The following is a 14,343-nucleotide window of genomic DNA, read 5'->3' on the forward strand; positions in this document are numbered from 1 at the left end:
ACAGGAAGACCGGCATCATGCAAGATGATCGCAACGACGCCCGCCCGTGGGAATGCGTGCTGATAGGTGAAGAGACGCTGCTGACGGAATGTGGGAAAATCCTGCTTCAACGCGGACATCATATCGTTGCAGTCGTCAGCGAACGGCAGTCAATCCTGCAATGGTGCGGAACCCAGAATATCCCGGCTTTTGCTGATATCCAGAATTTGGACGGGAGCCAAGTCGGCACATTCGACTATCTGTTCAGTATCGCGAACCTGAAGATATTGCCCGAACCGATCCTCGCTCTGCCGCTGCGTGGGGCGATCAACTTCCATGATGGGCCGCTTCCGCATTATCCGGGGCTGAATGCACCGGTACGGGCGCTCATCAACGGAGAGGCGCAGCACGGAATCAACTGGCACAGGATGACGGCCGAGGTCGATCGCGGCGCGATATTGGCGAGCCGCGCCTTTGCAGTGGACACGGGGGAAACCACCTTTTCACTCAACACCAAATGTTTTGCTGCGGCCATCGATGGCTTTGTCGAGATGATCGATGGACTGGCAGAAGGAACGCTGGTCGAGATCGATCAGGCCGACGCTCCGCCGAAAAATGCGAGCGACCGGACAGCCTGCGCCGGCATGATCCCATGGGACGCCAACGCGCGGCAGGTCGAGAACTTCGTCCGGGCGCTGGACTTCGGTGCTCACGCCAATCCGGTTGCCGTGCCGACGTTGCTGGTGGACGGTCGGATACTGACGGCGAAAACAGCTCGGGCAGTCGAGGAGCCCCGCCAGACCACGCCAGGTACCATCCTGCGCGTTGATGACGATGCCTTGATCGTGGCGACCGGAGACGGCGCAGTACGACTGGAGGGCTTCGCAACGCCGCGGGGAGTGCCTCTTGCGCCGCATCACCTGGCGGCGATGTTCGGCCTAACCGTCGGCGCACGGTTCGACTGGCCGAATACTGATCGGCGAGCTGCGCTGTCCAAGGTAGCGGCCAGTTTTGCGGTCCATGAGCCATGGTGGCGCAAACGGCTGCTGGCACTCGATCCCTTGCCTATGGATTGCTTCGAGCGCCCCTCTGCGCCTGATGTCGGCGTCGACCATCTCGATCACCGATCTGAAGAAGGGATTGCGACGGAGTTCCTGCTTGCATCCATCGTCGCCTATGTCGCGCGTATCCATGACCGCACGAGCTTTGACATCGGCTTTGGCGATACGGCGCTCCACGCCAAAACCAAAATGGTGGCGCCGTGGTTTGCGCAGACGCTGCCGTTACGCGTGGAAGTGGATTTCGGTGCAGGATTGCAGGCGCTTCAAGCGACACTCGCGGCGTCGATAGCGGAGAGGCATCAACGCAAGGGCTATCGCGCCGACCTGCCCGCCCGACTGGGAGAGGAACTGGCGGCCGAGCGCGATCTTTCCTTGCCCTTGAGCATTGCAATGGTCGAGCATCCGACAAGCTGTACGCTGCCCGATGGTTGCCGACTGCTGATAGCGATCGGCGCGGATGGAACGAGCCGCTGGCTGTTCGATCGAACCTATATCGATAACCAGCTAGTTCTTGAAATGCAGCGGGCGGTGGCCGATATTTGTCGTGCCGATGGTCTTCGTCCGATCGGCGAACTGCCTCTGGCCAGCATGGACGCTTCGCTATCGGGCGAGCGGATCGACTGGCGCAAGGATGCAACCATCTATCAGCTGTTCCAGGAACAGGCAGCGCGTACCCCGATGGCGCTGGCCGTGACATGTCGCGGCGAAAGCCTGACCTATGGCGCACTCGACGAGCGATCCAATCGGGTAGCGCGTCGGTTGCAGCATATGGGCGTGAGACCGGACGATATCATCGGACTATATTGCGATCGATCCGTCGACATGGTCGTCGCCCTTCTCGCCATATGGAAGGCTGGCGGAGCCTATGTGCCGCTCGACCCGGCCTATCCGGCGGCGCGCATCGACCAGATGGTCGAGGACGCCAAACTGCGGGCGATCGTTACCCTGTCGCACCTTGTTCCCACGCTGGCAAAAGATGCTCCTATCCTCAGCATGGACGGAGACTGGGCGGCGATTGCAGCGGAGGAGGCAACGCCCCTCCCCCTCGCCAGCGGTCCGGAAAATCTGGCCTATGTGATTTTCACCTCCGGTTCCACTGGCAGGCCCAAGGGCGTGATGGTGGAACATCGCAATGTTGTGAATTTCTTCGCGGGCATGGATCGGCACGTTACGGCCGAAGGCAAATGGCTCGCCGTCACCAGCCTCAGTTTCGACATTTCCGTGCTGGAACTGGCCTGGACGCTGACCCGCGGGATGCAGGTCGTGCTGGCGACGGGCCAGGAACTGAAGCCGGTAGCAGCGCCAAAACGACCAGTGGATTTCAGCCTCTTCTATTTTTCCAGCGATGAGGCCACCCAGGGCCAGGACAAATACCGGTTGCTATTGGAGGGCGCACGCTTCGCCGACCGCAACGGCTTTGCCGCCGTCTGGACGCCGGAACGGCATTTTCATGCCTTTGGCGGCATATATCCCAACCCAGCTGTCGCAGGCGCCGCGATCGCGGCCATTACCGATCGGGTCCAGATCAGGGGCGGCAGTGTCGTGTTGCCCCTTCATCATCCTGCACGAGTGGCAGAGGAATGGGCGGTCGTCGATAATCTGTCAGGCGGGCGCGTAGGGATCGCCTTCGCGTCCGGGTGGCAGCCGAACGATTTCGCGCTCCGGCCTGCGGCCTATGCGGACCGCAACACCGGACTGGTGCACGATATCGAAACCATCCGGGCCTTGTGGCGCGGTGAATCAAGGTCGTTTGAGGGACCGGTCGGTCCGGTCGAGGTGCAGACACTGCCTCGGCCGGTGCAGGCGGAACTCCCCTTCTGGATCACATCCGCGGGCAATGCCGAAACCTTTGCGGCAGCCGGCCGGGCGGGAGCGTCCATCCTGACCCATCTACTTGGGCAATCGGTGGAGGAACTGACGGAGAAGATCCGCGCTTATCGGGAGGCACGGCGGGAGGCGGGCCACACGGGCGAGGGCCAGGTCACTTTGATGCTGCACAGCTTCGTCGGGCCGGACGCCGAAGCCATCCGCGCCATCGTGCGGGAACCGCTGATCGCCTATTTGCGGACCGCGACCAGCCTGGTCAAGCAATATGCCTGGTCCTTCCCGGCCTTCAAGCGGCGGCCGGGCATGGCGGACACGGTGTCGAACGTCGATTTCGATAGCCTATCACCGGAAGAAACCGAGATGCTGCTGGAACATGCGTTCGAGCGCTACTTCGAAAGCAGCGGGCTGTTCGGGACGCCGAAACAATGCCTGGCAATGGTGGACCGGCTGCGGACCATCGGCGTCGACGAGATCGCCAACCTGATCGACTTCGGCGTGGATAGCGAGACGGTTCTGGCCCATCTTCCCTATCTGGACGAACTGCGCCGACTGACGGTGGAGGTCGAGGAGAAACCGGCGGAATCGATTGCCATGCTGATGGAGCGCCACGGCATCACCCATCTGCAATGCACGCCATCCATGATGCGGATGCTGCTCGCCGAGCCGGGCATCACGCCGCATGTCGCCGGGCTTCGTCATCTGATGATAGGGGGGGAGGCCTTCCCGCCCGATCTGGCTGACGATCTTGCCCATCTGGTACGGGGTAAGGTGACGAACATGTATGGACCGACCGAAACGACCATCTGGTCCGCCATCCATCCGGTCGCGACCGGCGGCGCGGTGCCGCTGGGCAGGCCGCTCGTCAATCAGGACATTCATATCATGGACAGCCGGCAGCAGGCGATGCCGCCGGGCGTTCCGGGCGAAATCGTGATCGGCGGCGCGGGTGTGGTGCGGGGCTATCTGTACCGGCCGGAACTGACCGGCGAGCGCTTCGTCACCGATCCCGGCGACCCGGCGGCGCGGCTGTATCGAACCGGGGATCTTGGCCGGCGACGGAGGGACGGGACACTCGAATTTCTCGGGCGGCTCGACCATCAGGTCAAGATTCGAGGCTATCGCATCGAACTGGGCGAGATCGAGGCGCTGCTCCATGACATGCATGGCGTGCGGGAGGCTGTCGTCAATGCGATCCTCACGGAGGATGGCGAACAGATACTGGTCGCCTATGCCGCGCCACTGGATACAGACCATGATTTTGCGGGCGTAAGGGAGGCGCTGCGGGCAAAGCTGCCCGAATTCATGGTGCCGACCCACTATGTCGGCATGGCGCGTTTGCCGCAGACGCCAAACGGAAAGATCGACCGCAACGCCCTGCCCCGGCCCGAACGTGTCGCACCGGTGTCCCAGGAAAATTTCGTCGCCCCGGATGACGGCATGGAAAGCCGGATCGCGGTGATCTGGCGCGACATATTGAAGCTGGAGACGATCGGGTCGCTCGACAATTTCTTCGATGCCGGCGGTCATTCGCTGCTGGCGGTACAATTGCACAGACGCCTGACGGGAGAACTCGGGTGCAGCATGGCGCTGACCGACATTTTCCGTTTCCCCACCATTCGCACATTGGCCGCGCATCTGTCGGGCGGGGTGGCAAATGATCAGGCCGCACGGGACGGCTTTGCACGGGCGGACGGGCGCAAGGCAGCCCTCGCGCGCCGGGCGATGGCGCGGACGTCGATGGAACGGAGTCAGGCCTGATGGACCAGCCTGTGAACTGGGGCGGCGATGCCCCCCGTGATGCGGACATCGACAATCATGTCGCGGTGATCGGCATGGCATGCCGCTTCCCGGAGGCCCCGGATCTGGAAAGCTATTGGCGCAATCTGCGCGACGGACGGGAATGTATCAGCCGGTTCAACGACGAGGATCTGCTGGCAGCGGGGGTCGATCCACGGGTGCTGGCCGATCCCCATTATGTGCGGGCAGGCGCGCCCCTGCCCGACATGGAGATGTTCGACGCCACGCTGTTCGGCCTGAGTAGCCGCGATGCCGCCATCATGGACCCGCAGCACCGGCATTTCCTGCAATGTGCCTGGGCCGCGCTCGAAAATGCGGGTCATACGCCCGACGGGTTTGTCGGTGCGATCGGCGTGTTCGCCGGATCGGGCCATAACGCCTATTTGCCTTATAATCTGCTGACCAATCCCGACCTCGTCCGCAAGGTCGGCTTCTTCCTGATGCGGCATACCGGCAACGACAAGGATTTTCTTGCCACCCGCGCATCCTATCTGCTCGACCTGAAAGGGCCGAGCGTCAATGTTCAGACGGCCTGTTCCACCTCGCTCGTCGCCATCCACATGGCGATGCAGAGCCTGCTGAACGGCGAAAGCGACATGGCGCTGGCCGGCGGCGTCACCATCGAGTTACCGCATGGACAAGGCTATCGCTACGAGCCGGGCGAGATATTGTCGCCCGATGGCCATTGCCGCGCCTTCGATGCAGATGCGACCGGCACGGTGTTCGGCAGCGGTGCGGGCGTGGTCGTATTGCGCCGCCTGCGCGATGCGATGGAGGATGGCGACCATATCCATGCCATCGTCCGCAGCTCGGCTGTCAACAATGACGGGATAGGCAAGGTCAGCTACCTCGCCCCCAGCGTCGATGGACAGGCGCGCGCCATAGCCGAAGCGCTCAGCATCGCCAATGTCGATGCCCGATCGATCAGCTATGTCGAGGCGCATGGCACCGGCACGCCGGTGGGCGATCCGATCGAGGTTGCGGCGCTGACGCAGGCGTTCAGGCGGGACACGGATGCCGTCGGCTATTGCGGTATCGGGTCGGTAAAGCCCAATATCGGCCATACCGACACGGCCGCCGGCGTCGCGAGCTTCATCAAGGTGGCGATGGCGATGCAGCATCGCCAATTGCCCGCTTCCCTGAACCATGGCCGCTCCAATCCCGCCTGTGCGCTGGAACAGTCGCCCTTCGTGGTGAATGATCGGCTGCGCCGCTGGGACGGCGCGCCCGGATCGCCGCTGCGCGCCGGCGTGAGTTCACTGGGCGTGGGTGGCACCAACTGCCATGTCATCATGGAGCAGGCACCACCGCCTTCCCCGTCCGGCCCGTCGCGACGCTGGCAGTTGCTGGTCCAGTCCGCCGCCACGCCCACCGCTCTGTCTGCCAATGGACTGGCATTGGCTGACCATCTGGAGCAACAGCAGGACGAGGCGCTGGCCGATATCGCCTTCACCCTGCAAAGTGGCCGGAAGACGCTGGCCCATCGCCGGATCGTGGTGGCGGAAAGCCATCATGGCGGTGCCGCCGCATTGCGCGATCCGGAATCGGTCTATGCCGTCAGTCGCCATTGTTCCGCGCCAGATCGCAAGGTCGCCTTCCTGTTCGCAGGCGGCGGCGCACAATATGCCGGGATGGCGCAAGGGCTGTACGATTCCGAACCCATATTCCGGGAAGCGGTCGATCAATGCCTTACCCTGCTGGGCGCAATAAGCCCGGCGGATTTCCGATTCGCGCTCTTCCCCAGGGCCGGAGAGCGCGATGCAGCGGCGGCGGCCATGCAGCGGCCCACCATCGGGCTGCCGCTGCTCTTCACCATCCAATATGCGACGGCACACTTGTGGATGAGCTGGGGCGTCGAGCCGGATGCGATGATCGGCCACAGCATGGGCGAATATGTCGGCGCCCATCTTGCGGGCGTGTTCGATCTGCGGTCCGCACTGAAGCTGGCCCATGGACGGGCACAACTGTTCGAAAGCCTGCCCGCCGGCCGCATGTTGAGCGTGCCGCTGTCGGAGGACAGGCTGCGCCCCTTCATCGGTGCGGACCTGTCCATCGCGGCTGTCAATGGCGCGGCCCTGACGGTCGCGTCAGGCCCGGTCGAGGCTGTAGAAAAACTGCGTGCCACGCTGGAGGCAGAGGGCGTGAACAGCCAGCCGGTCGCCATATCGGTCGCAGCGCATAGCGCGATGCTCGATCCGATATTGGGCGCTTTCCGGGCGTTGGTGGAGAGCATTAAACTGGAAGCGCCCAAGCGCGCCTTCGTCTCCTGCCTGACGGGGGATTGGGTCCAGCCGCGCGACGTGGCGCAGGCCGATTATTGGGTCCGACACCTGCGCGAGACGGTGCGTTTCGATACGGCGCTGGAGACATTACTGCCATCAGGCCATCTGCTGCTGGAAGTCGGACCGGGACGCACGCTCGCAAGCCTGGCCCGGCAGCACCGCGCACGCGGGACGGAGCAGGCCGTCTTCAACTCGCTGCGCCATGCCGATGAGGCATTCGACGACCAGGCCTATATGTTGAAGACGCTGGGCGGATTATGGGCTTCGGGCTTCCCTGTCGCCTGGGAAAAACTGCGGGGGACGGAACAGCGTCGACGCGTCCCACTTCCCAGTTATCGCTTCGACCGGCAACGGCACTGGATCGAGCCGGGCACGGCGGCGACCGGCGAAGGCACTCCGCATGTGGAATTACTCGCCCATCCCGATAAAGCGCGATGGTTCTATCAGCCGGCCTGGCGGCGGGTACCCCTGCCCGATGTTGAGCGGGAAAGCGGTGACGCGCTGATCTTCATGGACGGCGGCTGGTTGGGCGAGGCGCTGGCGGAGCGCCTTGAACGGGACGGCTGTGCCGTAACCATGGTGCGCGCCGGCCGGCGGTTCCGGGTTTCCGCGAAGGACGGGCTGACCATCGATCCGGGTAACGCAGACCATTATGCGAAGCTTGTCGCGCATCTGGCCGATCATGACAGAGTGCCGTCGCGCATCTTCCATCTCTGGCTGACGACGGATGAGGGCGATGCCTTGCAGCGTGGTTTCTGGTCGCTCTTCCATCTGGCACGGGCGCTCGGCGATGCGGGCGTCGACCGCGACATCGTCATCGCGCTTGTCTCCAGCGCCATGCAGCGGGTGTGCGATGAAGCCATGATCGAGCCGGCCAAGGCTGCGGCGCTGGGTCCGTGCCGGGTGGTGCCGAATGAATATCCGAACCTGCACATGGTCGCCATCGATGTCGACCTGCCCGCGACAGCCGAACGACGCGCGGAACTGGCATCCTGCCTGCTGGTGGAACTGTCCGTGGCGCAACCGGACGGGACCGTCGCCTATCGCCGCATGGAGCGCTGGGTCGAGGGATATGAGCCGCTGATGCTGGCGGAAGCCGAGCGGAACCGCATGCGGCAGGGTGGCGCCTATCTCATTACCGGCGGCCTGGGCGGCATCGGCCTGAAGCTGGCGGAACATCTGTTCGACAAGCACAAGGCCCGGCTAGCGCTGATATCGCGATCCGGCTTGCCCCCGCGTGAAGATTGGCCTGCCCTGCTATCCAGCCTGTCGCCGGGCGATCCGCTGGCGCGCCGTATCCGAAAGGTTCGGGCGCTGGAAGACAAGGGCGCGGAAATCCTGCTGATCGACGCCGACGTGGCCGATACCCGCTCGATCCGTCGAGCGGTGGCGAGCGCCCAGACGCGTTTCGGCGCCATCCATGGCGTCTTCCACGCGGCGGGCCTGCTCGACGACGGGCCGCTGGCGCTGAAGTCTCCCGATGGCGCTACCGCCGTGCTGGCGCCCAAGATAGGTGGCACGAAGGCGCTGGAAGCCGCATTGCGCGGCGCGCAGCCAGATTTCGTCATGCTATTTTCCTCCGTCAGCGCGGTGGCGGGAATTGCCGGGCAGGTGGACTATGCCGCTGCTAACGCCTTCCTCGACAGCCATGCGCGCAAGCATGCCGGCCGCGGCCGGACAGCCGTGATCGCAGTGGGATGGCCGCGATGGCAGGATGTCGGCATGGCGACCTCCGCCCATATTGCACCGAAACGGCCGGCTTGCACGGCGATGGTGCAAACGACGATGGATGCGGCCTTCCTGGACCATGTGCTGGTCGATACGCCAAAGCGACGGACGGTTGCGGCAACACTCTTCCCCCGGAAGCACTGGTTGCTGGATGAACATAGATTGCGCCATGGCACGGCTCTGATACCTGGTACCGGCCTTGTCGAAATCGTCCGCCAAGCCTTTCAGGACATTGCCCAGAATCGCCCGTTCGAACTCAGGGAAATACTGTTTCTCGAACCCTTCGCGGTCGCGGATGACGGCGCGCGCCACCTGCATGTCGATCTGCTGCATCAGGAAGGCGACGTGTGGCGGGTGCATGTCATGGGCCGCGATGCGGGCGCGGAAGAGACGCAGCCCTGGACCGAGCATGCGCGCGGCTACGCGCTGGTCGGCACACCAGATGATGGCAGGCGGCTCGACCGGGACATGATCGCGGCGCGTTGCGACCGACCGGAACCCCTAACGGGTGGATCGGACACGCATCTGGCTTTCGGCCCCCGCTGGCGCAATGTGGAGGCGCTGCGGCTGGGACAGAATGAAGCCCTGATGGACCTATGCCTGCCGGAACCCTTCCTGGCCGATCTCGAAGGACTGGCACTACACCCTGCATTGCTCGACTTCGCCACGGCGGGTGCGCAGAAGCTGATCCCCGGTTTCGATCAGGCGAATGACTTTTATGCACCGGCGTCCTACGGCCGGTTAAGGTTGACAGCCCCGCTCTCCGGCCGGATCGTGAGCCATATCCGGTTGAGGCCCGAAGCGACGGAGGCCGGAGAAGTCGCGACCTTCGACATCAGCATCGCCTCGCCCGACGGGCAGGTGCTGGCGGAAATCGAAGGCTTCACCATGATACGCATTCGCGATGCCCAGGCCATGGGCAAGGGCAGCGGCGCGAGTCCCACCGTGATCGATACCGATATGGGCATAACGTCGGACGATGGCATGGCGGTGATCGACCATATTCTGGCATCGCGCAACGACGCGCAAATCATCGTGTCGCCACATGACTTGCTGCCCACGCTGGCGCGATTGCGGACGCCCGCCCTGTCGCACCGACACTCAGGCGCGAGCGCGACCGATTTGCCGGCGGAGGATATGCCGCGCACCGATACGGAACGGGCCATCGCCATGATCTGGCAGGACATGCTAGGTACAGCCGCGATCCGGCGGAGCGACGATTTTTTCGATCTGGGCGGCCATTCCCTGCTGGCGGTGCAACTGATCAATCGGCTGCGCAAGCAGTTCGGCCAGTATCTGCCACTCACCGCCCTGGTCGAGGCACCGACGCTTGCGCGATTGGCGGCGCTGATAGCGCCCGCCGATATAGTGATCGAGGATGGAGAGAGCCTGCTGCCCACATCGCCTGCTCCGGGCATCGTCCTGCTGCGCGCGGGCGACGATACGGGGGCGCTGTTCCTGATCCATGACGGTCTGGGCGAGACATTGCTCTACCGCACGCTGGCGCTGCGGCTGGAAGGGCCGCCGGCCTATGGCATCCAGCCCGAGCGCCATCCGGACGGCAGCTTCATCCACAGCAGCATCGCGGACATGGCGCGCAGCCATGTCCTGCGGATGCGGCAGGTGCAACCGCACGGCCCCTATATGCTGGCAGGCCTTTGCGCAGGCGGAGTCATTGCCGCCGAAATGGCGCTGCAACTGGAGGAGGCGGGCGAAGAACTGGCTTATATCGGTATCATCGATGCCGCCGATGTCGAGGCACTGGAGCGCCCGTTCCACCATATGCGGACGCGATGGTCGCGGCGGAAGGCTGCACTTGCGCGCCATTGCGGATCGCTTTCCGGACTGGCGACGCTTGCGCCCGAACTCATCGGCAAGTTCGCGAACATGCTGACCTACGAAATCGCCTCCCGCCGTGAGAAGCGGCGCATGAACGAGCAGGTCAAGCAGGCCAGTCTGAGCGGCGTCAGCGCCCCGACATCCCTGTCCTTCCTGGAACTGTATCAGGCGGCACACCGGCTGCATCAACCTGAAGGCTTGATCCGGGCGGAGCGGGTCGTCGTGTACAAGGCCATGATGGGCGACGGCACGCTGGACGACCAGCCATTTGCCGAAAAGTTCGGGGATCATGCGATGGGCTGGGGACGCCGCGTCGCCAATCATATCGAGGTGGTGGAGGTGCCGGGCGGCCATTCCAGCGCATTGCAGCAGCCGCATGTGGAAAGATTGGCAAGGCTGATGCAGGATGCGATGGACACGGCCCTGATCGAGATGAAAAGGCGCGCGTCGCCGACGACGGAATCTACCAATCCATCAGCGCCAATCACGACGGAGCAGGGCCAATGAATTGCCACAGCTTCACCGGCAGGCAATCGCCGTTACTGGTGGCCATCGTCAATTATCGCACCGCCGGTCTGGTGATCGATTGCCTCGAAAGTCTCGCCGATGAACTGGCCACCTATCCCCAAGCGCGGGTAGTGGTGGTCGACAATGATTCAGGCGACGGATCAGTTGAACGCATCGGCGCAGCGATCGAGCAACATGGATGGCATTGGGCGTCGATGGTCGCATCGCCGGTCAATGGCGGCTTCGCCTATGGCGTCAATCTGGCCGTTTCGGCAGCGCCGGAAGGATTCACGCCTTCCTTCGTCTGGCTGCTCAATCCCGACACGCGGGTACGGCCGGGCGCGCTCCGTACCTTGCTCGACTTCATGCACAACCATCCCTCCGCAGGCATCGCCGGCAGCCTGATCGAGGATGCGGACGGCATAGCCTGGCCCTATGCTTTCCGCTTTCCTTCGGCGGCGAGCGAAGTCGAGCGCGGTGCACGACTGGGCCTCGTCAGCCGGTTGCTCCGACGCAGCGCCGTCCTCCGTCGCATGGGGCCGGACCCGGCTCCGGTGGATTGGGTGTCGGGCGCGAGCATGATGGTGCGCGCCGGAGTGTTCGACGCCATCGGCCCGATCGACGAGGGGTATTTCCTCTACTTCGAGGAAACCGATTTCTGCCTGCGCGCACGCCGGGCCGGCTGGCAATGCTGGTATGTGCCCAGCGCACGCATCCTGCATATCGCCGGACAAAGCACCGGTCTAACAGGGAAAAATGCGGTGGTTCCGCGGATGCCGGCCTATTGGTTCGAATCGCGGCGGCGATATTTCGTCCGCAACCACGGTCGCGGCTATGCCATTTGCGCCGATCTTGCCTGGATACTTGCCCATGGCGGGTGGCGGATCAGGCGGCGGCTGCAACGCCTGCCGGACGATGATCCAGCGCAATTGCTCTCCGATTTCATCGCCTATGCGGCCTGGCGCAAGCTGCCTGCCGATATCGAGGGCAAGTCAGCAACACCTGTTTCCGCGCCGCCGGAATGGTCCAGCCTATGAGCCACGGCGCCCGGCTACCGGTGGCGGACGCGGGGCTGGAACTGCGATTGATCCATATCGATGACGTGCCGGAGAGCGTTCTGCATCCCCGATCGCCGGAGGAGCACAACCGGATAATCCGCTTCCGCTTCATGCACCATCGCCGCCGCTATCTCATGGGCCGTTTCATGATCCGCCAGATGCTGGCCGACTGGTCCGGCATCGCGGCGGACGCGCTGCGCTTTGGCGAGATCGGAATAGGAAAGCCGGTTCTGCTCGACACCCCGGACATATATTTCAACCTCAGCTATGCCGATAACGCCGTTCTGATAGGCGTGACGCGGCGCGGTTCCCTAGGAGTCGATGTGGAGGATCGACGTCACCTCCCTGATGCGAGGGATCTGGCCGAGAATATTTTCGACATGCCGGAACGCCTGGCCTTGCGCGACAAGCTATGCGGCGTATCGGAAAGCGACCTTTTCCTCAGCGGATGGACGCGCAAGGAAGCCTGCCTGAAGGCGGCTGGGACAGGGCTGTCGCTCGACCCCGTCGGCGTTTCTACAGGACTGGAGTTGACCCGCCGCAAGGTTCAGATGGCCGACACTCTGCAGGTGCAGGTCGAAACCATGATCGTGGGGACCAGGATAATGTCCTGGGCCACCACAATCTGAAGTCCGTCAATAGGCCCGCTGACCACCGAGAACCGCCGATATTGTCCGCAGCAAGATATAGAGATCGAACCATATCGACCAATTCTCTATATAATAGAGGTCATGCTCGATCCGCTTGATCAGCTTGTCTTCCGTATCCGTCTCGCCGCGCCAGCCGCACACCTGCGCCCATCCGGTAAGGCCGGGCTTTACTTTGTGACGGGCGACATAGGACGACAGGACTTCATTGAACAGCCTGCCGCCGGCACGGGTGGAGGGCGCATGAGGGCGCGGCCCGACCAGCGACATTTCACCCAGCAGCACATTCAGCAATTGCGGCAATTCGTCGAGGCTGGTCTTGCGCAGGATCGCACCAACCCGCGTCACGCGCGGATCACGCTTGCTGGCCTGCACAATCTCGTCCGTCTGGCACAGGTCGACATACATGCTGCGGAACTTGAAGATCCGGAAGTCACGGCAGTTGAACCCCTCGCGGCGTTGCACGAAGAAGACCGGCCCGCGCGACTCCATCTTGATCGCAAGCGCGATCAGCAGAAACAGCGGCGACAGAAGGATCAGCAGCAGGAATGAAAGCGTTCGATCCTCCGCCCATTTTTCGATGATCCGGCTGCCATGCATCGGCTTTTCAAGCAGCGTCATCACCGGCAGGCCACCGAGCAGCATCACCGGCATCCGCGCAAAGGCAAAGCCGGCCTTCTCCGGCGCCAGCCTGATCTGTACCGGCGTGACGGCCAAGGCGCCCACGACCTGCCGCAAGCGCGCGTCCGCGGCCCAGGGCAGCGCAATGATCACCTGATCGATCTCATCCTTCCGTATGGCCGCCAGAAGATCGTCAATGCCGCCCAGCAGCGGTATGGGCAATCGTTCGTCTAGCCGGTCCTGACGGCGGTCGTCGTAAAAGCCCGTCAGGGAAAGCGTGAGCTTGTCGTGATTGATGATATAGCGGGCCAGATCCTGGCCCTGCCCGCCCGCTCCGTATATGGCGCAACGACGATCAAACCGACCTTGTCGCTTGAGGCTGCGGGCAATCGTCACCAGAAGGAGGCGAAGAAGCGCGAGCATCGCCAGCCCAACAATGAACCAGAGGAATATCGAGCCGCGGGACGCGCTCGTCATCAGGCGCAACAGGAATCCCAGCGATAGAAGTAGCAATGTCGTCCCAAGCCAGGCATTGAACAGACGCGACCAGCTCCTGCGGACGGAGAATAGCAGGCTGCTTTCATAGGCGCCCGTCAGCTGTCCGACGATCACGAACACTGTTCCGCAGATCAATCCAAGATGGCTCGAAACGATCGGTGATGATCCCAACACCATTGCATCTTCATTCGCAGAAAGAAACAATACAGCAATATTGAGCGCAGCGAAGTCACAGATCTGCATCAGCGGCGGGAAAATGCCCAGCGGGACTTGTCCTGAACGCGGCATGACGCCTCCGGCTTTCTTGTCTGGGTCGGGCATCTGCTCATCCTGCCAAGGCGCCACACACGACTTCGCGGGAGGGAATATGATCCCTGCCTGAAGTCGCGTCGGACTGGTAGATGAAACGGGCGATCAAAGCCGTATGTCCTTATGAAGGACTAGAGCAAGTTCCGATCCGATTGCATCGGTCCATCCGATCCAGACCTCTGTTTTATCA

5 protein-coding genes are annotated in these 14,343 nt (G+C 63.1%); 4 read left to right on the plus strand and 1 reads right to left on the minus strand.

What is annotated here, in order from left to right; genetic code table 11:
- Positions 1–17 precede the first annotated feature (17 nt).
- From DM806_RS09225 to DM806_RS09240, 4 genes are read left to right on the plus strand one after another with little or no spacing between them, the layout of a single operon-like run.
- Positions 18–4,625, plus strand: coding sequence for a MupA/Atu3671 family FMN-dependent luciferase-like monooxygenase (locus DM806_RS09225; protein ID WP_179042934.1), 4,608 nt, complete (start codon positions 18–20; stop codon positions 4,623–4,625).
- On the plus strand, positions 4,625–11,020 hold the full coding sequence (locus tag DM806_RS09230; RefSeq protein WP_179042935.1) for a type I polyketide synthase: 6,396 nt from the start codon (positions 4,625–4,627) through the stop codon (positions 11,018–11,020). Before DM806_RS09225 ends, DM806_RS09230 begins: the two co-directional genes overlap by 1 nt.
- Positions 11,017–12,057 carry a glycosyltransferase family 2 protein gene (locus tag DM806_RS09235; protein WP_179042936.1) on the plus strand — a complete coding sequence of 347 codons (1,041 nt, stop codon included), beginning with the start codon at positions 11,017–11,019 and terminating at the stop codon, positions 12,055–12,057. Before DM806_RS09230 ends, DM806_RS09235 begins: the two co-directional genes overlap by 4 nt.
- Positions 12,054–12,707, plus strand: a complete 654-nt coding sequence (locus DM806_RS09240; protein ID WP_179042937.1) for a 4'-phosphopantetheinyl transferase family protein — start codon at positions 12,054–12,056, stop codon at positions 12,705–12,707. Before DM806_RS09235 ends, DM806_RS09240 begins: the two co-directional genes overlap by 4 nt.
- A 6-nt stretch (positions 12,708–12,713) precedes the next feature.
- Here the strand turns inward: DM806_RS09240 and DM806_RS09245 are convergent, their stop codons facing one another.
- The gene (locus DM806_RS09245) at positions 12,714–14,165 is read right to left on the minus strand and encodes an undecaprenyl-phosphate glucose phosphotransferase (protein WP_179042938.1); all 1,452 of its coding nucleotides are present in this window, start codon (positions 14,163–14,165) and stop codon (positions 12,714–12,716) included.
- Positions 14,166–14,343 lie beyond the last annotated feature (178 nt).

The sequence above is a fragment of the Sphingobium lactosutens genome, from assembly GCF_013393185.1.
Taxonomy (GTDB): Bacteria; Pseudomonadota; Alphaproteobacteria; order Sphingomonadales; family Sphingomonadaceae; genus Sphingobium; species Sphingobium lactosutens_A.